16 protein-coding genes are annotated in these 18,071 nt (G+C 68.9%); 10 read left to right on the forward strand and 6 right to left on the reverse strand.

The annotated features are described in order from the left end of the window. The first annotated feature begins 158 nt into the window (after positions 1-158). A complete protein-coding gene (locus tag ACWGKS_RS07010; protein WP_358512717.1) occupies positions 159-641 on the forward strand; it encodes a hypothetical protein in 483 nt (160 codons plus the stop codon). 6 nt (positions 642-647) lie between these two features. Here ACWGKS_RS07010 and ACWGKS_RS07015 read toward each other — a convergent pair whose 3' ends face one another. Then, a complete protein-coding gene (locus ACWGKS_RS07015; protein ID WP_358512759.1) occupies positions 648-1,589 on the reverse strand; it encodes an NAD(P)-dependent alcohol dehydrogenase in 942 nt (313 codons plus the stop codon). Between the two features lie 111 nt (positions 1,590-1,700). Here ACWGKS_RS07015 and ACWGKS_RS07020 point away from each other — a divergent pair, with 111 nt between their 5' ends. From ACWGKS_RS07020 to ACWGKS_RS07030, 3 genes are all read left to right on the forward strand, one after another. Continuing rightward, complete coding sequence (locus ACWGKS_RS07020; protein WP_358512720.1) at positions 1,701-2,339, forward strand: TetR/AcrR family transcriptional regulator; 639 nt, start codon at positions 1,701-1,703, stop codon at positions 2,337-2,339. 188 nt (positions 2,340-2,527) lie between these two features. Beyond that, positions 2,528-3,715 (forward strand): MFS transporter, encoded by a 1,188-nt coding sequence (locus tag ACWGKS_RS07025; protein WP_452455159.1) that lies wholly within the window; start codon positions 2,528-2,530, stop codon positions 3,713-3,715. A 268-nt stretch (positions 3,716-3,983) separates the two neighbouring features. Then, a complete protein-coding gene (locus ACWGKS_RS07030; RefSeq protein ID WP_452455158.1) occupies positions 3,984-4,847 on the forward strand; it encodes an alpha/beta fold hydrolase in 864 nt (287 codons plus the stop codon). 66 nt (positions 4,848-4,913) lie between these two features. Here the strand turns inward: ACWGKS_RS07030 and ACWGKS_RS07035 are convergent, their stop codons facing one another. Further along, the gene (locus ACWGKS_RS07035) at positions 4,914-5,786 is read right to left on the reverse strand and encodes an AraC family transcriptional regulator (RefSeq protein WP_358512729.1); all 873 of its coding nucleotides are present in this window, start codon (positions 5,784-5,786) and stop codon (positions 4,914-4,916) included. Between the two features lie 186 nt (positions 5,787-5,972). On the opposite strand from ACWGKS_RS07035, the gene ACWGKS_RS07040 reads away from it, so the two are divergent. Both ACWGKS_RS07040 and ACWGKS_RS07045 read left to right on the forward strand, forming a co-directional pair. Next, positions 5,973-7,262: an MFS transporter gene (locus ACWGKS_RS07040; RefSeq protein WP_358512732.1), complete on the forward strand. Its 1,290-nt coding sequence runs from the start codon at positions 5,973-5,975 to the stop codon at positions 7,260-7,262. A gap of 160 nt (positions 7,263-7,422) precedes the next feature. Continuing rightward, a complete protein-coding gene (locus tag ACWGKS_RS07045; RefSeq protein ID WP_358512735.1) occupies positions 7,423-8,553 on the forward strand; it encodes a baeRF2 domain-containing protein in 1,131 nt (376 codons plus the stop codon). Between the two features lie 141 nt (positions 8,554-8,694). Here the strand turns inward: ACWGKS_RS07045 and ACWGKS_RS07050 are convergent, their stop codons facing one another. The 4 genes from ACWGKS_RS07050 to ACWGKS_RS07065 all read right to left on the reverse strand — a co-directional run bounded on the left by ACWGKS_RS07050 (position 8,695) and on the right by ACWGKS_RS07065 (position 13,260). Further along, positions 8,695-10,008, reverse strand: a complete 1,314-nt coding sequence (locus ACWGKS_RS07050) for an ABC transporter substrate-binding protein (protein ID WP_358512738.1) — start codon at positions 10,006-10,008, stop codon at positions 8,695-8,697. 74 nt (positions 10,009-10,082) lie between these two features. After that, complete coding sequence (locus ACWGKS_RS07055) at positions 10,083-11,348, reverse strand: ABC transporter substrate-binding protein (protein ID WP_358512761.1); 1,266 nt, start codon at positions 11,346-11,348, stop codon at positions 10,083-10,085. 78 nt (positions 11,349-11,426) lie between these two features. Then, positions 11,427-12,302: a carbohydrate ABC transporter permease gene (locus tag ACWGKS_RS07060; protein WP_358512741.1), complete on the reverse strand. Its 876-nt coding sequence runs from the start codon at positions 12,300-12,302 to the stop codon at positions 11,427-11,429. Continuing rightward, positions 12,292-13,260 carry a carbohydrate ABC transporter permease gene (locus ACWGKS_RS07065; protein WP_358512744.1) on the reverse strand — a complete coding sequence of 323 codons (969 nt, stop codon included), beginning with the start codon at positions 13,258-13,260 and terminating at the stop codon, positions 12,292-12,294. The genes ACWGKS_RS07060 and ACWGKS_RS07065 overlap by 11 nt, the downstream gene beginning before the upstream one ends. Positions 13,261-13,677: 417 nt before the next feature. On the opposite strand from ACWGKS_RS07065, the gene ACWGKS_RS07070 reads away from it, so the two are divergent. The 4 genes from ACWGKS_RS07070 (at position 13,678) to ACWGKS_RS07085 (ending at position 18,046) form a co-directional block, all read left to right on the forward strand. After that, on the forward strand, positions 13,678-14,991 hold the full coding sequence (locus ACWGKS_RS07070; protein WP_358512746.1) for a Gfo/Idh/MocA family protein: 1,314 nt from the start codon (positions 13,678-13,680) through the stop codon (positions 14,989-14,991). Continuing rightward, entirely contained in the window at positions 14,988-16,175 is a 1,188-nt protein-coding gene (locus ACWGKS_RS07075; protein ID WP_452455157.1) for a Gfo/Idh/MocA family protein, read from the forward strand. Before ACWGKS_RS07070 ends, ACWGKS_RS07075 begins: the two co-directional genes overlap by 4 nt. Next, positions 16,172-17,011 carry a DUF6807 domain-containing protein gene (locus ACWGKS_RS07080; protein ID WP_358505011.1) on the forward strand — a complete coding sequence of 280 codons (840 nt, stop codon included), beginning with the start codon at positions 16,172-16,174 and terminating at the stop codon, positions 17,009-17,011. The genes ACWGKS_RS07075 and ACWGKS_RS07080 overlap by 4 nt, the downstream gene beginning before the upstream one ends. 141 nt (positions 17,012-17,152) lie before the next feature. Beyond that, positions 17,153-18,046, forward strand: a complete 894-nt coding sequence (locus ACWGKS_RS07085; RefSeq protein ID WP_358505008.1) for an NAD-dependent epimerase/dehydratase family protein — start codon at positions 17,153-17,155, stop codon at positions 18,044-18,046. Positions 18,047-18,071: the final 25 nt, after the last annotated feature.

The following is an 18,071-nucleotide window of genomic DNA, read 5'->3' on the forward strand; positions in this document are numbered from 1 at the left end:
GGGGAAAAGGACCGTTGACCATCTCGCCACGAGTCCGGGAAGGTTCCCACCACCGGAGAATGAACATCTGGCGACCTTCCGTATTCATCATGTGACTTAAAGTAACGATCTTGGTCCGCAGGATCCTCAATGCCCCTCGTCCTCATGGGAGCCCTTTCGTGGGATACACGCTCGAAGCCGTCATCGCCGATGCCGCGCTGATACGCGAGGCGACGGTCGACCTACCCCGAGCCCAACGATTCGGACTATTGCAGGGGTTGGCCCTGGTTCCGTTGACCGACGCGCTACACGATTCCGGGCCTTTGGGCGAGCGTCCCTTTCGCGAGTTCCACCTGTTGCCCGCGTGGCTGTCACGATGGGCGACCGAGTGGTCGCGTGGCGGGCCCCTCGCCTATGTGGAGATCGACTCCTTCGGCGGAGCCATGACCCAGGCGGCCGCCGTGTGGGAGCACGGCGAGCTCACCCTGGGACCGTTGCGCGTGGGCGCGGACGAACCGGCTCCCGCCGACGGATTCCTGCTCTCCCGCACTCTGCGCCGATTGGGCGTGATCGTGGGCCCCCACGACCGGGACGAGTTCACCGCCGTGGGGTTGGGCGCCCACCGCCACACCGAGGACTGGGCCGAACACGCCTCCGACTGAGCCGGGTCAGTCGACGCGGATGACGTGCTTGCCCCGCACGCCCCCGGCCTCCAACGCCCGATGGGCGGCGGCGACGTCGTCGAGTTCGTACACGGTGTCCACCACCGGACGCACCCGTCCTCCCTCGACCAAGCCCGCGAGTTCGCTCAGCAACGGCCGCTTGGGGTTGCCGCTGAAGAAGCGCACCCTCCCACGCCCGTACACGATCGAACCCACGATGTGGCCCAGGTCGCGCACCGCACCGAAAACGATGGCCACCATCCGCCCACGCGGAGCGAGCAGGGCCCGGTAGGCGGGCACGTCGGTGCCCACACAGTCGATGATCACGTCGAAGGAGCCCAGGTCGGCGGGGCCGTGCGCATGATGGTCCAAGGCGACGTCGGCGCCCAGTCCACGCACGAAGTCCAGGTTGGCCTCCCGAGCCAGGGCCGTGACGTGCGCGCCCCGGGCCTTGGCCAACTGCACCACCACGCTCCCGACCCCTCCCGCGGCGCCGCGCACCAGCACACGCTCATTCGCGCGTAGGCGCGCGTGGTCGCGTAGCGCGGTAATGCCGGTGGTGCCACCCGCGAGCAGGGTGACCGCCTCGACCGGATCCAGATCGGCCGGGGCGGGGGAGAGTCGGCCCGGATCGACCACCACGTACTCGGCGTTGGACTCGGTGGCCAGGCGCGGCAGGGCACCCCACACCCGTTCCCCCACGGTCACGGTGGAGATCTTCGCGCCCCTGGCGACGACCTCGCCGACGAAGTCGATCCCGAGGGTCTTGGGGAACCGTCGACCGCCCAGGAGGGCGAGCTCACCCGATCGCATGCGCAGCTCACCACCGTTGACACTCGTCGCACGCACCCGCACCAGGACCTGGTGCGGGGACGGTTCGGGCCGTGGCACGGTGGTCACGTACAGCACCTCCGGAGGGCCGTAACGGTCGTAGCGGGCCATGCGCATGCGTTCCAAGATCGTCCCCGTTTCCTCTTGCGGCGGGCGGCTCGCACCGCCGTCGTCAAAGGTAACGACCGAAATGGAGTAGGCCCTCCGGTTAACGCTAAAGTGGGAGACATGACGACCGGATCCTCTCGGAAACCTCGTACCGACGCGCTGCACAACCGCCGCCGTGTCCTGGACAGCGCGCACACGATCTTCGCCGAGCAGGGCATGGAAGCGTCCATGACCGCCATCGCCCGCCGGGCCGGGGTCGGCGTCGCCACGCTCTACCGGCACTTCCCCACCAAGTCGGAACTGCTCGCCGAGGTCTCCCGCGACCAGGTCGCCGAATGCGTGGCGGTGATCGACGACGCCTTGGCCGACCCCGATCCCTGGCGGGGCTTCACCACCGTGATCGAGAAGACATGCGTCATGCAGGCCACGGACCGCGGCTTGAGCGCGATCTTCCTGGAGGTCCTGCCCGACCCGGCGCTCTTCGAGGCCGAGCGGATCCGCGCCGAGAACGGCTTCGCCGAACTCGCCCGCCGGGCCAAGGACGCCGGGCGGCTGCGCCCCGACTTCGTCCGGGACGACCTCACCCTGGTCATGATGGCCAACAGGGGGATCACGGCCGCCACCGAAGCCCAGGCCATGGCCGCCTCTCGCCGGCTGAGCACCTACCTGATCCAGGCCTTCGAGGCCCGACCCGGGCGAGCGCCCCTGCCTCCGGTGCCACGTCTGGGGCCGCACCCGGACCTGCCCACCGGCCGCTGACGTCGCAAGGGCCTTGGCCCACGGGTCGAGAATCCACTCGCGCCGAACCGATCCACTGTTCTAGCCTGGTGACATGCGCAAGCGATGTTAAGTCATAGCCAGAGGTCGATCCGCGGCGAACGTCCGAGGACCGCCGGACGCACCGAACGCATCCGGTGTCCCCGACCCGTTCGACGGAAAAGGCCTCCATGACCACCGTGAACCCACGTGTGCCCCGCACGCGTCTGATCCGGCTGACCTGGCCGGTCTACGGCTACGCCTTCTTCGAGGAGTTCATCCTCCTCTACCCGCTCTACGCCCTGCTGTTCGCCGAGAACGGCCTGACGGTCACCCACATCAGCGCGCTGTTCGTGCTGTGGTCCCTGACCTCGGTGCTGTTGACCGTGCCGGCCGGTGCCCTGGCCGATCTGGTGCCGCGCCGCCACCTGCTGGCGACCGCCCCGCTTCTGACCGGATCCGCGTTCGCGCTGTGGTTGCTCCTACCCTCCCCGTGGGCGTTCGCCCTGGGGTTCGTGCTCTGGGGCGCGGCCGGAGCCTTGTCCTCCGGCGCCTTCGAGGCACTGGTGTACACCGAACTCGACCACCGCGGGGGGACCGACGCCTATCCCCGCGTGATGGGCCTGACCCGGGCCCTGGGTGTGGCCGCGGTGGGCGTGGCCACCCTGGTGGCCGTTCCCGCCATGACCCATGGCGGCTACATGGTCATCGGCCTGGCCAGCGTGGCCGCCTGTCTGCTGTGTTCGGTGTGCGCTTTGGCCCTGCCCGAACATCGCGTGCGTGAGCGCGACCCCGGCGACGAACCGGGCTACCTCCAGACCCTGCGCTCAGGCCTGGCCGAGGTACGCCACAACCCTGGGGTGCGTCCGGCATTGCTGTTGGTGGTGCTGGTCAGCGCCTTTTGGGGGGCTTTGGAGGAGTACGTTCCACTGCTGGCCCGTGACGCGGGGGTCCCCGCGCAATCGGTGCCGTTGGTGGTGCTGGTGGTGTGGGTCGGGGTGACCCTGGGAGGTCTCTCCGCCGGCCCGCTCTCCCGACTCCCCGGCCGGGCTCTGGCCGCGCTGATGACCCTGGCCTCGGTGGCCATCGCGGCCGGAGCCCTGTTCACCGGCCCGGCGGGTTGGGCGCTGCTCGGTTTCGGATTCGGGGTGTGCCAGGCGATGATGGTGGTGGCCGATGCCCGTCTACAAGAGAGCATCACCGGCCCCGGCCGAGCCACGGTCACCTCGTTGGCGGACCTTGGCACCGAGACCCTCGGCATCACCACGTTCCTGGTGTACGCGGGGGTGTTCACCGCCATGGGTCACGGCGCGGCCTTCGCCCTTTTCGCCGTGCCCCACCTGCTCGCCGCCCTGCTCCTGGCCCGTCGAGACGACTGAAAGCCGATCCTACGAAGTTCTGTACAGATTTTCCCGTTCCTTGGGACTTCCGTCCGAACTCGAACGCTCCGACGAGCGTCTCCCCAGGTGCCGGGGCGTTCGCGCTCCGGTCACCGGTACGAGTGGCAAGGCCCACCGTGCCGCACCATGCCCGAGGACGGCGGGCCGTGGTGCACGGGCCGTAGGTGTCGAGGGACCACCTACGGCCCGCCGTTTTTCAAGGTGCACCCTATTGCTCCCCTTGACCCGATGAATAACATCGATTGTTGTGGCTCACCAGATGACGAACACCGCGAACCAGGACGACCTGGACACCGCGTCCGTGCGCGGAATCAGCGTCGGTTACACCGATCGTGGGGCGGGATGCCCCGTGCTGTTCCTGCACGGGCACCCCTTCGATCGGACGATGTGGGAACCCCAGGTCCGAGCGCTGGCCGGACGTGGTTATCGAACCATCGTTCCCGACCTGCGTGGCTACGGCAGCTCCACGGTCGTGCCGGGGGTCACCCCCCTGGACGTCTTCGCGCGGGACATGGCCGCGCTGCTCGACCACCTGGGGTTGGACGTGGTCAACGTCGTGGGTGTGTCCATGGGCGGCCAGGTCGCCTTGGAGATGTGCCGCCTCTTCCCCGACCGGGTCGACTCCCTGACCCTGGTGGCCACCAACCCCCTGCCCGAGACCGAACAGGGCCGCCTGGCCCGTGAGCGGCTGGCCGCACGGCTGCGCGAGGAGGGCATGCGCGGCTACGCCGACGACATGCTCGTGGGCATGATGACCGCCGACAACGTCCGTGACCTGCCCGCGGTCGCCGACCACGTGCGCGACATGATGTGCGCCGCACCTCCCGAGGGCGTGGCCGCCGCCCAACTGGGTCGGGCCCGGCGCCCCGACCACACCCCGCTGCTCAGGCACATCTCCGCCCCCACCCTGCTCGTGGTGGGCCAACACGACGGATTCACCCCGCCCAAGGGCGCCGAACTCATGCACGTGCGCGTCCCGGACTCGATCATGGAGATCATCGAAGGGGCCGGTCACCTTCCCAACCTGGAGCGCGCCGGCCGCTTCAACGAGGTACTGCGGCGCTTCCTCGAACAGAACCGCCTGCGCCCTCGCCCCTCCGGGGTCGGCTGAGCGCGTCCCCGACCACCCCGGACGGAAGACCACCCCAGAGCGGGCGCACACATGTACACGCCCGGATCAGACCTTCTCCACCGGCATCCACAGCTCCCCGGAGACCAGGCCCTCCTCCTGCTCGTCGTAGTCCAGCTTCAGCATGTCCGGCCCCTGCCCGTGCTGGTAGGCGGGGTTGGAGGGGAACCACTCGGAGAAGGCGTACAACCAGATCCGCTGGATCTGCTCGGGGAAGGTGTACCGCTCGAAGGGGAAGACCACCCAGGTGCCCGCCGGCACCCGCAGTGACTCCATCCCCTCGGGAACCTCCGTGGCGAAGGTGGCGGCTCCCTGGTAGTAGTCGATGGCGCTTCCCTCCCCACGACCCGGCTCCAGAGCGTGGGTCACACCCAGCGTCCCGCTCGGTTCCTGGTCGGACAGTTCCTCGATCCTCTCGTGGGTGGCCTCGTCGATGCCCTTGACGAACTCGATCATGGCCTCGTTGGGCCCCTCGGAGACCAGCGGTACCCGTGCCCTTGGTCCGGTGACGGCGAACGCGTCCTTGTCGACGATCCGATAGCGCATGATGGTGTTCCCTTCGATGGTCAGGTGGAAGGTCAATCGCGATTGGGAGCCGAGCACGGCGCCGCCGCGGCGAACCTCGCCAGGGCCGACCCCGTGCACGGACCGGAACGCCCGACCGAACGCCTCGGCCGAGCCGTAGCCGTAACGCACCGCGATGTCGAGCAAGGTGTCCCTGCCCTGGATCACCTCGGCCCCGGCCAGGGTCAGGCGTCGCCGGCGCACGTACTCCGAGATCGGCATCCCCGACAGCGCCGAGAACATCCGTCGGAAGTGCTGCTCGGAGACGAACACCGAACGCGCCATCGCGGCCACGTCCACGGGCTCGCCCAGGTCTCTTTCGACCCGCTCCAGCGCCTCGTTCAACCGGTCCAGCATCGGTTCCTCCCTTGCTCGCACCCCCAAGTTACGGACGCCCCACCCACTCCGACCCGACAGTTGCGGTGCGGCTTCGATCGGGTCGAGGCACGCTCCGCACCGCCGTTTCCGCCCACGGGAAAAGGACCTGTCCGGCCCACCGACCCTGTGCCAGTCTGATCGGCGACCCCCTCATCGAAGGACTCCATGACCGAAAAGCCGATCCGAACCGGTGCCGAACATTCCCCCCGCCAACCCCTGGGCCGCCGATTCGGCATGCTCCTGGGCGCCATGGGCCTGGGCAACCTGGGCGATGGGATCGCGGTGGTGGCGCTGCCCTGGTACGCCGCCACCCTCACCGACGACCCCTTCCAGGTGGCGCTGGTGGGTGCCGCCACCCGCCTGCCCTGGCTGTTGTTCGCCCTGATCGCCGGGGTGGTGGGCGACCGGGTCGACCGCCGCCGACTGATGGTGGCCGCGGCGGGCGTCAAGACGGTACTGCTGGTGGGACTGACCACCACGATCGCCCTGGGTGCGGGCTCGATCCCGTTGCTGGTCGGCGTCGCGCTGCTGGTGGGTACCTGCGAAGTGTTCTTCGACAACACCGCGCAGGCCATGGTGCCCACCCTGGTCCCCCATCAACGGTTGGAGCGGGCCAACGGCCACCTGCAGGGAGTGGAGCGGGTGCTCAACAAGTTCCTGGGCGCCCCGATCGCCGGCATGCTGCTGGCCGCTTCCACCGCCTGGGCCTTCGGCGCGCAGGCCGCGCTCATCCTGTCGGCCCTGGTCTGTCTGCTGGGTCTGAGCGGCGATCACCGCCCGGCGACGGACGGACGGCGACGCCCCGGAATTCGCGTCATGCTGGGCGAAGGACTGTCGTGGTTGTGGCACCACCCGGTGCTGCGCTTGACAGCCCTGGTCAGTGGGGCCTCCAACCTGGCCGCGGCGATGATGGCGGCGGTCCTGGTGCTCTTCGCCCAGGACGTGCTGGGGGTGGGGCCCCAGGGCTACGGGTTGTTGATGACCGTGACCGCGGTGGGCGCCGTCCTGGGCGCACTGGTGGTGCCCTCCTTCTCCCACCGGGTACACCCGGCCACCGCCCTGGCCGTGGTCCTGGTGATCCTGGGCACGACCGCTCTGACCGTGGGGCTCACGCGCGACGTTCCGATGTTCGTGCTCTGCTACCTGTTCACCGGGTTCGCCGCCACTTGGTGGAACATCACGCTGATCAGCCTCTTCCAACGTCTGACCCCCGACCGGCTGCGTTCACGGGCCTTCAGCGCCCACCGGACCCTGTCGTGGGGGATGCTCTCGATCGGCATGGCCCTGGGCGGCGCACTCGCCTCCGCCCTGGAAGGGACGTTGGGTCGCGAATGGGCCCTGGCAGTCCCCTACCTGGTGGCGGGAACGATCGGTCTGATCCTGGCCGTGGTCGCCATTCTGAGGCTCACACGGGGAGTGATCGACCGAGCGCTGGACGAAGTCGAACCGGCCTGACTTAGGACGAACAGGAAAAGACTGGAAATCTCCGGGCAACTTCCGTGTCTGATTCGACGTGGCGCCCTTTCGGAAACCACCATGGACCTTCAGGATCGTCGACAGGCCGACCCCGAGAAGGAGGTGGGCGGGGCGGGGGTACACGCGTCCCGCGAACTTGATGGATCTTGGTTTTCTGCGACCTCTGTACGAGAGCGACGGCCCCGTGGCATCGGTGCACCTGGACACCAGCCGGGACACCACCGACGCCGACAAGAAGATCGATCTGCGCTGGCGCCACCTACGCGAGGAACTGGCGGCGCTGGGCACCGACGAGGCCACCCTCGACGTCCTGGAAGAGGCCATCGGGGAGGGAAACTCCCGCGCCTACGGCGACCACGGCCAGGCGGCCTACGCCTCCCAAGGACGACTCTTGGGCGAGTACACGCTGACCTCGCCACCCGGGCAGGACCGCGCCTCGTTCCTTCCGGTCCCCGACGCCCTTCCACTGGCCATCGACCGCGGCCGCCGGCGGCCCTACGTCCTGGTGGCCCTGGACCGGGTCAAGGCCAAGGTGTACGCCTACGCCGGCCATCCCACCGAAGGGCCCGTCCTCGAATCCGAGAACGTCGGCGAGAACATGCAGAACATCGACGGGGCCACCCGGATCTTCCCCGGTCAGCGCGGGGACGCGGGTGGACGCCGAGCCGACACCGGCACCGCTCAGGACATCTGGCGTGAGAACGCCGTAGGGGTCGCCGAACTGGTCCGCAAGGCCGTGGCCAAGGTCGGGGCCCAGGCCATCATCGTGGGCGGAGACGACGAGGCCATCGCCTACCTGCGCGACAACCTCGGCCCGCGGCAACTCACCATCCCCATCAGGGTGGTGGCCGGTGGCCGCGGAGGAATCGACGCGGAGGAGCGCCTGCAGGAGAGCGCTGAGGAATGCCTGCGCGAACTGGTGCAGCAGGAACAGGAACAGACCATCGACGACTACCACCGCAAACTCGCCCACGACCAGGCGGTTCGCGGCACCACCCCCACCCTGCCGATGCTGTCGGAGGGCCGGGTGGACACCCTGCTACTGGGAGCCGACAGGGAGGACGAACCACACCTGTGGGGCTCGACCACCTCCCCGATCCTGGTGGACACCTCACCCCGGGGCCTGGACGATCCGAACTCCGGTTTCCAGGCGCCGGCCAGCGCCCTGATGCTGCGCTCGGCGGTGATGTCGGACGCCCGGTTCAGTGAGCTGCTGGAGGAGGGCGAACCCAGCGGCGAGGCCGGGGCCACCCTGCGATTCCCCAAGTAACCGCCACCGACCGACACCGTGCCCCGCTCCCACCCAAGGGGAGCGGGGCACCTTCATGTGCGCTCCGACAAAGGAGAGGGGCCAGACCCGGGGGAACGCTCCCACCGGGCCCGGCCCACGTCATGCGGATCGAGTACCACCTCAGGAGGAACCGGTGGCGGACTCCACCTCGGTGATGAACTGCTCCGCCGCGTCCTCGGGCGTGAGGTTGCCGAAGGCCAGCTCATCGGACACCCGCTTGGTGATCTCCACGACCTCACCGGCGCCGATCGGCGGCGGCGGGTTGCCGTCGACGATGTCGCCCTCCACGTCCGTCAGGAAGATAGCGCTGCGCTCGTCCGCCTCGGGCAGCGAGCTCAGGATGTGCGCCCGCACGTCGATGTTGGCGGGCAGCCCCAGGTCGGCCAGGATCAGCTCGGCCGCCTGGTTGTCGTTGATCATGAAGTCGACGAACCGGGCCGCCTCCTGCGGGTGCTCGCTCCCGGCCGAGACCGAGTAGAACATCGCCGGCTTGAAGTACATGCCGGTACGCTCGCCATCGCTCTCACCCGGGTAGCGCAGCAGTTCGAGGTCACGGTCGGAGGACGCGGTCAGCCCGCCCAGCTGGTTGCTCCAAAAGTGCGCCATCGCGCCGGTGTTGGTGGCCAGCACCGACTGGTCGGGGCCACCCGCCTCGATCTCCACGCTCTGAGAGGCGCCCGGCTGCCCGCCGCTCTCCAGCAGGTCCTCGGTGATCTGGAACCACTCGGCGAGGGTCTCGGAGGAGAACGCGAGCTCACCGTCCTCGCCGTAGAGGTTCTCCCCGTGCTGACGGGCGAAGATCTGGAAACCGCTCTCGTTGTAGGACATGCTCTGGGTCCCAACGACCTCGCCGTCGGTGGCCTCGGTGATCTGCGTGGCGATCTCGACGTAGTCGTCCCAGGTCCACGTGGTGTCGTCGGGCATCTCCACCCCGGCCTCGGCGAAGGCCTCCGGGTCGGCGAGGATGGCGTAGACGTTCACACCGGAGGCCACCCCGTAGGTCTGACCGTCCAGGTCACCGCTGTCGGCGATCAGTGGGTCGATCTTGGCCAGGTCCAGCTCATCGGAGAACTCGTTGAGGTCGGCCAGCGCACCCCGGTCACCGTACTCACGCAGGTACCGCTCCTCCTGCATCATGATGTCGGGGGCGTCGTCGGCTGCGGTGCTGGTGGCCAACCGGTCCCAGTACGAGCCCCAGTCGGTGTAGTCGGGGCTGATCCGGATGTCGGGGTTGTCGGCCTCGAAGATCTCGATGACCTGCTGCATGTTCGAGTGTCGATCGTCCGCTCCCCACCAGGAGAAGCGCAGTTCCACCACACCGTCCTCGGCGGAGGAGCCGCTCCCGCAGGCGGAGGCGAGCAGTGTGACGGCGGCGGCCAAGGCCAGGGGAGCGGCCGTGCGGCGTGTGCGTACGCCGCCGGAGGGGATGTTCATCGGGGGGTCCTCAAGGTCTCGTTGATCGGGTGGGCAGGGTTGCGCGGGCGGGGCCACGCCGGGGGTCGTTCGGGTCAGGTGCCCGAACCGACCGCGCTGCGCAGTTCGGACACGAACTGCTCGGCCGCCTCACTCGCGGTGAGATTGCCGAAGCTGAATTCCTGGTAGGCGCGCCGGTTGATGTCGACGATCTCGCCCGAGCCCACAGGCGGGGGCGGGTTGCCATCGACGACCTCGTCCTCGATGTCGGCGAGGAAGTCGGCACCCCGGGTCTCGGCCTCGGGTAGGTCGGACATGATGTGCTCACGCACCTCGGTGTTGGCCGGCAGCCCCAGGTCGGCCAGTACGATCTCGCCCGCCGCATCACTGTTGAGCAGGAAGTCGACGAACCGGGCCGACTCCTGCGGGTGGTCGGTCCCGGCCGAGACCGCGTAGTACATGGCGGGCTTGAAGTAGGTGCCGGTGCGCTCGTTCTCGGTCTCTCCGGGAAAACGCAACAGCTCGATGTCGCGCCCGGAGGCCTGGACGATGGCGCCCAGCTGGTTGCTCCAAAAGTGCGCGGTGGCACCTGTGTTGGTGGCCAGCACCGACTGGTCGGGGCCACCGGCGGCGATCTCCACGCTCTGGGAGGCGTCCGGTTGCCCACCGCCCTCCAAGAGCCGATCGGTGAGCTCGTACCAGGCCCGCAGGGTCTGTTCGGAGAAGGCGACCTCACCGTCCTCGTCGAAGAGGTTCTCCCCGTGCTGGCGGACGAAGATGTGGAAGGCGTTCTCGTTGGTCAAGCCCTGGGTTCCCACGATCTCACCGTCGGTGGCCGCACTGATCTCGATGGAGATCTCCACGTAGTCGTCCCAGGTCCACGTGGTGTCGTCGGGCATCTCCACCCCGGCCTCGGCGAAGGCCTCCGGATCGGCGAGCATCGCCGAGGCGTTGACGCCGGTGGGAGCGGCGTAGACCGCCCCGTCCACCACCCCGCTCTGGGCCACCAACGGGTCCAGGCCCGACAGATCCAACCCCTCCAAGGTGCTCAGATCGGCCATGGCGCCCCGCTCCGCGTACTCGCTCAGGTAGGACTCGTCCTGCATGATCACGTCGGGGGCGTCGTTGGCGGCGACGCCGGTGGCCAACCGGTCCCAGTAGGCGTCCCAGTCGGTGTAGTCGGGGCTGATCCGCACATCGGGGTTGTCGGCCTCGAAGACCTCGATGACCTCCTGCAGGTTGGCGTGCCTCTCGTCCGACCCCCACCAGGAGAACCGCAACTCCACAACGTCCCCGGAGTCGCCGGATCCGGAACAGGAGGCCAGGGCCAGGACCAAGGCACCGGTGGCCGCGGCGACCATGCTCGGACGCGGGTGTCGTCGTGTGGAACGGACGCGGGTGAGGGGCGGCACGGGGGGGATCCCTTCTGTGGTGCGGCTCTACTTGATGCCGGTGGTGGCGATGCCCTTGACGAGGTAACGCTGACCCGCGAGGAAGAAACCGAACACCGGCCCCAGGGCCACCACCGACATCGCGAACAGCGGCCCCCAGGAGGTCTGGGAGCTGGAGTCGACGAAGGTGCGCAGCGCCACCGGAACGGTGTACATGTCGGGACTGGTCAGGAAGATCAGCTGACTGAAGAAGTCGTTCCAGGTCCAGATGAAGGTGAAGATCGCGGTGGTGGCCAGAGCCGGCAACGACAGCGGCAGGATGATCTGACAGAAGATCCGCACGTGCCCGCATCCGTCGATACGCGCCGCCTCGTCCAGGTCACGGGGCAGCCCGCGGATGAACTGGACCATCAAGAAGATGAAGAAGGCGTCGGTGGCCAGCAGCTTGGGAACGATCAGCGGGTAGAAGGTGTTGATCCAGTCCAGCTGCGCGAACAGGATGTACTGCGGCACGATCACCACGTGGATGGGCAACATGATCGTGGCCAGCATGATCGCGAAGAACAGGCGCTTGCCCCGAAACTCCAGGCGGGCGAAGGCGTAGGCCGCCATGGAGCACCCGATGAGGTTGCCGATGATGGAGCCGGCCACCACCATCGCGGAGTTGAGCAGGTAGTGGTGGAAGGGGAACTGCAGGGCGCCCCAACCCTCGGTGTAGTTGCTCGGGGTGAAGCTCCAAGGGATGAGCCCGGGTTCGCGGAAGATCTCCGCGGTGGGCTTGAAGGAGCTGGAGAGCATCCACAACAGCGGGTAGAGCATGATCAGGCCGAAGCCGATCAAGCCGATGTGGGTGAGCAGTCGTCGTGTGCGCGCGGACCGGGTCCGAGTGGGGGTGGGAGCCGGTGCCTTGGTCTCAGTCGCCATAGAAAACCCAGTACTTGGAGGCCAGGAAGTTCACGGCCGTGAACCCCCCGATGATCATCAGGAGCAGCCAGGCCATCGCCGAGGCGTAGCCCATGTCGAACGACCCGAAACCGCGTTGGTACAGGTAGAGCGTGTAGAAGAGGGTGGAGTCCGAGGGGCCGCCCGTGCCGCCACTGACGATGAACGCCTGGGTGAAGGTCTGGAAGGCGTTGATGATCTGCAGCACCAGGTTGAAGAAGATGATGGGCGTGAGCATCGGAACGGTGATGTTCCAGAACCGATGGAGGGGACCGGCCCCGTCCACGGCGGCGGCCTCGTAGTACATGCGGGGGACTTGGCGCAGCCCGGCCAGGAAGATGACCATGGGGGCGCCGAAGGTCCACACGTTGAGCACGATGAGCGTGCCCAGGGCGTAGTCGGGGTGGGACACCCAGCCGTACCCCTGCACCCCGAAGAAGGCCAGGACCTGGTTGACCAACCCCTCGGCGCCGAAGACCTGCCGCCACAGGATGGCGACGGCCACGCTGCCGCCCAGCAGCGAGGGCAGGTAGTACACCGAACGGTACAGGGGCAGGCCGCGCACCCCTCGGTCCAGGACCATCGCCAGCGCCAGCGCCAACGCCAACTGGAGCGGGACCGACACGAACACGTACACGAAGGTGACCCGGAGCGCGCTGAACAGACGATCGTCGCTCAGCATGCGTTCGTAGTTCTCCAGTCCCACCCACTGGTGGTCACCGATGAGGTTGTAGTCGGTGAAGGAGAAGTACAACGAGGCCAGCAATGGGCCCGCGGTGATGACGATCAGGCCCAGGAACCAGGGCGCCAGGAAGGCGTAGGCGGCCAGGTTCTCTTGGCGGCGCCGGCCGGTGCCGCGTCCCGCGGACCCCTTGGCGACGCGGGCCTTGGACGGGGCGGGATCGACCTTCTTGGGGCTTCGCTGGAGCAGTGCGCTCACGGCGCACCACTCCCGGGGCACACCTGAGACCGTGCCGGGCACAGGCGGCGACTGAGGGGGCTCATGGTCGGGGGACCACCAATCTGGTCAGGGCGGATGCGGAGGACGTGGGGCCGTCTTCGCTGACGTGGCCGAGAACACGTGGCGAACTCGCAGGTTATGGCCTGGTAAGCGCTATCCATAGTTTAAGATGTTCAGTTTCTAGCACCGGGCCAGATGGGTGTCAACAGACGATCGCCCCACGGGAAACCCCCTCTCCGGATCGTTATCTTCGCCCCCGGCGGCCTCGCGAAGCCGAAAAAACAACTCCGGAACCCGCGTTCCGGCCGGTCCGAGCCGCTTTTCCCGCCTTCGCGCCCAAGGGAAAACCATGGGCGAACATTGAGTTTCACTCTGGAAAGCGTTTACCCTGGCGGCGTGAACGACACCTCTCCACGCAGGTTCGCCATCGTCGGCACCGGGTCCAGGGCGCGCATGTACACCCGCGCCCTCACCGACACCCATCGGGACCTGGGCCTCCTGGTGGCCCTGTGCGACACCAACGCCACTCGCATGGCCGTGCACAACCGGATCGTCACCGAGGCGGGGCTGGACCCCGTCCCCACCTATGCGGCCGAGTCCTTCGGCAGCATGCTCCACGAGCAGAAGGTGGACGAGGTCATCGTGTGCACGGTCGACCACACCCACGCCGACTACGTCGTGGCCGCCCTGGAGGCCGGCGTCGACGCCATCACCGAAAAACCCCTCACCGCGGACCTGGACGGGCTCAAGCGCATCAACGCGGCCCAGGCCCGTACCGGCCGTCGCGTCACCGTCGGGTTCAACTACCGCTACAACCCCGTCCACCTCAAGCTGCGCGAACTCATCGCCTCCGGCGTCATCGGCGAGGTCGGTTCGGTGCACTTCGAGTGGCTGCTCGACCTGCGCCACGGAGCCGACTACTTCCGCCGCTGGCACCGCGACAAGGCCAACTCCGGTGGTCTGCTGGTACACAAGGCCAGTCACCACTTCGACCTGGTCAACTGGTGGATCGGTGCTCGCCCCGAGGAGGTCTACGCCTCGGGCCGGTTGTTCTTCTACGGCGCCGAGAACGGCCACCGCCACGGTGTGGCCGGTGACTACGCGCGCGGGCACTCCTCACCCCAGGCCGCTCAGGACCCCTTCGCCCTGCACATGGCCGACAGCCCCGACCTGACGGCCCTGTACCTGGAGGCCGAACACGAGGACGGCTACCGGCGCGACCTCAACGTCTTCGGTGAGGGCATCACCATCGAGGACGACATGTCGGTGCTGGTGCGCTACGACAGCGGGGTACGGCTCAGCTACCACCTGGTGGCCTACGCGCCCTGGGAGGGCTACCGGATCTCCATCACCGGCAGCAAGGGGCGCCTGGAGCTGGACATGACCGAGTTCGCGCACACCTCGCCCGAACAGGACGAGCAACACCCCGTCCGCGGCATGCCCGCCCCCAAGGAGAACAGCGTCGCCCGGCTGTGGCTGCGCCGTCACTGGCAAGAACCCGAGGAGATCCCCGTGACCGTGGGCGGGGGCGGACACGGCGGCGGTGACGTCGCCATGCTCACCGCCCTGTTCGGCCGGGTCGACGACGGTGTCCGTCCCGATCACGCCGACGGCGGCAACGCCCTGATCACCGGACTGTGCGCCAACGCCTCCATCGCCTCGGGGCGCCCCGTGCGCGTGGCCGAACTACTGGCGCGGGAGGACCGGTGAGCGCCCGCCCACTGCCCGAGGGGCCCGTGCCCGTGCTCCTGGTGGGCCTGCACGGGCACGGGCGCTCCCACCTGCGCGCACTGCGCCCCATGGTCGAACAGGGGCTGGTGCGCCTGGTCGGTGTGTGCGACCCCCGCCCGCCGGCCCCCGACGACGACCTGGAGGGGCAGGGCCCCCTGCCCCACTTCGACGACCTGTCCCGGGCCTTGGAGGAGACCGGAGCCCGAATCACCGTCCTGGTCACCCCCATCCACACCCACCTGCCCCTGGCCCGCACCGTGCTCGCCCACGGCTCCCACCTGCTGTTGGAGAAGCCCACCACCGCGACCCTGGCCGAACTCCACGAACTCACCGACGCCGTCACCGCCTCCGGCATGGTCTGCCAGGTGGGCTTCCAGAGCCTGGGATCGACCGCCATCGACCACGTCCGTGGACTACTGGCCCAAGGCGTCGTGGGCCGGCTGCGCGGCATCGGGGGCGCGGGCACCTGGAAACGCACCTCGGCCTACTACGACCGCGCCCCCTGGGCCGGCCGCCGCCGCATGGCCGGACACGACGTGATCGACGGGGCACTGACCAACCCCTTCGCGCACATGGTCGCCACCGCCCTGGCCCTGGCCGACGGCGGCGACCACGTCCCGAACGAGATCGTCCCCGAGCTCTTCCACGCCCACCCCATCGAGGCCGACGACACCTCCTGCCTGCGGCTGCGTACCCACCAGGGCACCCCGGTCTGTCTGGCCGTGACCCTGTGCTCGCCGCGCAGTCTGCCCCCCACACTCCACCTGCACGGCGAACACGGGCACATCACCTTCGAATACACCCTGGACCGGGTCACGGTGCACCTGCCCGGACAGGACCCGCACACCACCACCCACCCGCGCACCGGCCTGATGGAGAACCTCATCGCCCACCTGCGCGAGGGAACACCTCTGCTGGTTCCCCCCACCGCCACCCTGGGGTTCACCCACGTGCTGGAGGCGGTGCGCACCGCCTCCGCCCCCCGCCCCATCCCCACCCGCCACCAGGACGTGTGGCGCGAAGCAGGCGTCACCCATCGCATCGTTCACGGCATCGACGCCCTGGTCCACCGAAGCGCCCAACACATGAGCGGCTTCACCGAACTCGGAGCCGCCTGGGCCATGCCCGAACCCACCGCGCACCCGTTGGAGGCCCGACCGTGAACCTGTCCCTGAACGGCACCACCGTGGCCGTACACCGCGACGGCACCGACGTGGACCCGGTGCTCTCACCACGACCGTTCCTGCACCCGGTGACCACCCTGGCCGGCACCACCGTCACCGAACTACGACCCCAGGACCACATCCACCACCTGGGGTTCGGCCTGGCCGTACCCGACGTGGACGGCACCAGCTTCTGGGGCGGGCGCACCTTCACCCCCGACCGCGGTTCGGTACTGCTGGACAACCACGGACGCCAACGGCACGTACGCACCCTGGAACAGGCACCCGATCGCCACACCGAACTGCTGTCCTGGACCGACCCACAGGGCCGGGAGCTGATCGCCGAGGAACGCACCCTGCGCGCGCTACCCCTGGACGAACACACCTGGGCACTGCACGTGCGTACGGTCCTGCGCAACACCTCGGGACGAGGGCTGAGCATCGGCAGCCCCGCCACCAACGGCCGCCCCGGCGCCGGCTACGGCGGCCTGTTCTGGCGTGCCCCCCTGGGCCCGCGCCCACCCGCGGTCACCGGCCCCGACGGCCTGACCGGCGAGGCGGACCTGCACGGTGCGCGCGTGCCCTGGCTCGCCATGACCGGAGCCACCGACCAAGGCGCCCGATGGACCCTGCTGCTGCACCAGGTCGGCCCGCACCCGGAACCGTGGTTCCTGCGCGCGGACGATTACCCCGGAACGGGACCGGCCCTGGCCTGGGACGAACGGCTCCCCCTACCGGACGGAGCCCACCTGGGACGCGGCCTGCGGGTGGCCATCGCCGACGGCCACCCCCACGACCTTCCCGCCCTGGCCAAGGCCTTGGCCGACCAACCCTGACCCGCACCCTCCCGGGCCGGGCCACCGCCCCTCACACGGACCCGACCCACCAGGGGCCGCGCCGTCCCCTCCGCGGCGTGGCCCCGCCCTCGTTCTCAACACGCCCCGAACCCGCTCGGGGCCCGGAAAGGAAACCCCGCCATGCGCGTGCTCGTCACCGGAGGTTCGGGAAGGCTCGGCCGTAGCGTGCTGTCGACCCTGGCCGAACGCGGACACCAGGTCACCTCGGTCGACACCACCCCGGCCACCCCACCACAGGGGGTCGACGCGATCACCGCCGACCTGCTCGACGCCACCGCGCGCGAGGACGCCTTCACCCACGCCGCACCCCAGGCCGTGATCCACCTGGCCGGGATCGCCGTCCCCTTCGCCCACCCCGACGTGCGAACCCTGCAGGTCAACACCGGCCTGGCCTGGGCGGTGCTGGCCTCGGCCATCGAACACGGCGCCCACTCGGCGGTGGCGGCCTCCAGCCCCACCGTCTACGGCTACAACACCCCCACCTGGACTCCGCGCTACCTGCCCCTGGACGAGGACCACCCCGTCGAACCCTGGCACGCCTACGGGCTGAGCAAACAGATCATCGAACAGACCGTCCAGGCCCTGGCCCGCACCACCGACACCTGCGTGCTCTCCGCGCTACGGCCCGGCTACGTGGTGGCCCCCGAGGAATGGGCCGGTGCCATCACCCAACAGGGCCACACCATGGCCGAGCGCCTGGCCGACCCGGCCCTGGCCGCCGGGTCCCTGTTCAACTACGTCGACGCGCGCGACGCCGCCGAACTGTTCTCCCTGGTCATCGAACACCCCGAACGGGTCCGGCACGGCCAGGTCTACAACGCCGTTGCCGACGACCCCCTGGCCCCCGGCCCCGTCGACGAACTCATGGCCCACCTGCACCCGACCACCGCACCGCACAGCGCCGCCCTGGCCGATGGCCGCGCGGTCTTCTCCAACCGGCGGGCCCGCACCGAACTGGGTTGGAACCCCACCCGAACCTGGCGCACACAACTGAGCGAAGGGCGGGTCGGCTAGGTGCGCGCCCAACCACCTTCCCCAT

The organism is Nocardiopsis sp. NPDC055879 (assembly GCF_053615935.1).

What these genes read in the sequence shown, in the direction of transcription:
- ACWGKS_RS07025 (WP_452455159.1), top strand. Translation starts at nt 2,528, where the DNA reads ATGACCACCGTGAACCCACGTGTGCCCCGCACGCGTCTGATCCGGCTG.
- ACWGKS_RS07040 (WP_358512732.1), top strand. Translation starts at nt 5,973, where the DNA reads ATGACCGAAAAGCCGATCCGAACCGGTGCCGAACATTCCCCCCGCCAA.
- ACWGKS_RS07055 (WP_358512761.1), bottom strand. Translation starts at nt 11,348, where the DNA reads ATGGTCGCCGCGGCCACCGGTGCCTTGGTCCTGGCCCTGGCCTCCTGT.
- ACWGKS_RS07035 (WP_358512729.1), bottom strand. Translation starts at nt 5,786, where the DNA reads ATGCTGGACCGGTTGAACGAGGCGCTGGAGCGGGTCGAAAGAGACCTG.
- ACWGKS_RS07015 (WP_358512759.1), bottom strand. Translation starts at nt 1,589, where the DNA reads ATGCGCATGGCCCGCTACGACCGTTACGGCCCTCCGGAGGTGCTGTAC.
- ACWGKS_RS07060 (WP_358512741.1), bottom strand. Translation starts at nt 12,302, where the DNA reads ATGGCGACTGAGACCAAGGCACCGGCTCCCACCCCCACTCGGACCCGG.
- ACWGKS_RS07020 (WP_358512720.1), top strand. Translation starts at nt 1,701, where the DNA reads ATGACGACCGGATCCTCTCGGAAACCTCGTACCGACGCGCTGCACAAC.
- ACWGKS_RS07045 (WP_358512735.1), top strand. Translation starts at nt 7,423, where the DNA reads ATGGATCTTGGTTTTCTGCGACCTCTGTACGAGAGCGACGGCCCCGTG.
- ACWGKS_RS07085 (WP_358505008.1), top strand. Translation starts at nt 17,153, where the DNA reads ATGCGCGTGCTCGTCACCGGAGGTTCGGGAAGGCTCGGCCGTAGCGTG.
- ACWGKS_RS07050 (WP_358512738.1), bottom strand. Translation starts at nt 10,008, where the DNA reads ATGAACATCCCCTCCGGCGGCGTACGCACACGCCGCACGGCCGCTCCC.